Here is a 2,075-nt window from a genome sequence, read left to right as displayed (position 1 = left end):
GCCGTCCCGCCGCCGTCTCGACCGCGGCCGCGAGTTCGACCTCCGTGGCGCCGCCGACCGACAGCAGCACCGGCAGGCCCGTCCCGAGCGCGGCTCCCAGCAGGCCCGCGTCATCGGCGTCCATCGCGTGGATCTTCAGGCCCTCGGCTCCCGCCGCCATCGCGATCGCGAGCGAACGCGGGCCGTAGACGTCGAACAGCGCGATCTTGCCGGCCGAGCGGACCGCGGCCGCGGCATCCGCCAGCACGCCATCGGCGAACTCGAGCGACTCGAACACCTCGCGCATCGGATGGCGGAACGAGACCACCTCGTCGGCGACGATCGGCTGGAACTTGACCGCGTCCGCGGCGCCGTCGCAGAGGCGCGCGACGAGGTCGCGCAGGTAGCCCTCGTCGCCGCCGTGGCAGTTGGCCACCTCGGCGATCAGCAGCGGCCAGGTGTTCGCGGCATCCGGCGCGCTCACAGGTAGTTCACCTCGCAGTCCACGCAGGCGGGCACTTCGTCGTAGGCGCCGCGCAGGTGCGTGGCGCGCACCGCCTCGATCTCGGCGCCGTGCCACAGTTCGTGCAGCGGGGTGTCGTTCACGTTCCCGAGCGGGCTCAAGCCCTGATGGTCGCCGCAGCACATCAGCACGGTCCCGTCCCAGAGCACGACGAGCCGCTGCCAGAGTTGGTGGCAGGGGAAGCGCAGTGCGCCGCGGTCCTCGGCGCGGGCCGCCTCGCCGGTGACGTTGTGCCCGGCCCGGTAGCGCGAGAAGCCGACACGGTTGGCCCTGTCCTCCCAGAAGTCCAGGTAGCGCAGCGCCTCCTCGGCGTTGTCCTCCATGTACACCATCTGCACCTGCACGCTCGGCCGGGTCAGCCCGAGCTCGTTCCGCACCTCGATGAAGCGCAGCACGCGCGGGACCGTCTTCTCGTAGGTGGTGCCCCGGCGGATGGCGTCGTAGACCTCCGGCGTGACCGCGTCGATCGAGAACTTGATGCGGTCGAGGCCCGCCTCGATGAGCGCACGCGACAGCTCCTCGGTGAGCAGCGAGCCGTTGCTGTTGAACTGCACCTCGAGGACACCGGCATCCTTGGCCTTGGCCACGAACTCGGCGAGACGCGGGTGCATCATCGGCTCGCCGCGGAAGTTGAACTTGATACTCGGCAGGTGATGCTCGCGCACCTCGGCGAGGATGCAATCGTACAGCTCGTCAGACATGAAGCCGCGCTCCATGTCGGCGAAGGGGATCTGGCACATCGCGCAGCGCAGGTTGCAGGTGTTGGTGACCTCGACGTCGACGTGGAGCGGGAACTCCTCGACGACGTGGGCCTTCGGGTTCTCCGACCACTTGCGGCGGTACTCGGCGAACTCGGGCCCGAACGTGGCGTTCGCGTCCGCGAGGCGGTCGGTGCCGAGCACCTCGAAGTAGTCGGGGCTCACGACGACCATGCGGTCGCGCCCGACGTGCGCCTCGATGGCCTCGAGTGCCGGCCTGCTCATCGTCTGTCCCCTTCCGGCGGCAGGAACGCCGCGAGCGTCTCATCCGAGACCTCGCCGAGCGACGCGTCGACGAACGCGCGCGCCTCGGCGGCCTGCGAAGCGTAGTCATCGTCCGACAGCGCCGCGAAGGCGTCCAGCGCCGATGCGACGCCGGCTGCGTCGACAGGCTCCGCGCGAAGCGCCGCGCAGCCCGCGGCCGGGTCGAGCGACAGGTCGTCACCGAGATCGATGTGCACGGCGGGGACCCCGGCGGCGAGCGCCTCGAACGCGACGGCGCTGGCGTCGTAGACGACCGCCGAGGCGTTCGCGAGGTCGTGCGCCAGCGGGTGGCCGTGCGACAGCGCGAACCCGGCGGCCCGCAGATCGAAGCCGAGGGCTCCGGCGAGGCGCTCCGCGGGCGCGAGCGGGTGCGGGCGCACCACGACCCGCGCGGGAGCGACGAGCCGCGGCAGGTCCCGCAGCGCGCGCAACACGCGGATGCTGCGGCCGAAGTCTCCGAGCACGACCAGCACGTCGCCCGGCGCGGTCCGGCGGACGACGTGGTGCGCCGGCTCGGGCCGCGCCGTGCGCAGCGACGGGCCGACGGCCAC

Annotated in this window: 2 protein-coding genes; both read right to left on the bottom strand. The window is 71.9% G+C overall.

Translation table 11 applies throughout. The features are described 5' to 3' along the window. Positions 1-559 (bottom strand): hypothetical protein (locus tag FDZ70_09715; protein TLM69489.1); only part of this gene is annotated, 559 nt, incomplete at its 3' end. Further along, positions 460-1,485, bottom strand: coding sequence for a radical SAM protein (locus FDZ70_09710; GenBank protein TLM69488.1), 1,026 nt, complete (start codon positions 1,483-1,485; stop codon positions 460-462). The genes FDZ70_09715 and FDZ70_09710, both read right to left, overlap by 100 nt. Positions 1,486-2,075 lie beyond the last annotated feature (590 nt).

Source organism: Actinomycetota bacterium (assembly GCA_005774595.1).
GTDB lineage: Bacteria > Actinomycetota > Coriobacteriia > Anaerosomatales > D1FN1-002 > D1FN1-002.
This window is presented reverse-complemented; position numbering and strand designations above follow the sequence as displayed.

Bases quoted from the DNA above. Each gene is read 5' to 3' on its own strand.
- FDZ70_09710 (TLM69488.1), bottom strand. From the start codon at position 1,485: ATGAGCAGGCCGGCACTCGAGGCCATCGAGGCGCACGTCGGGCGCGAC.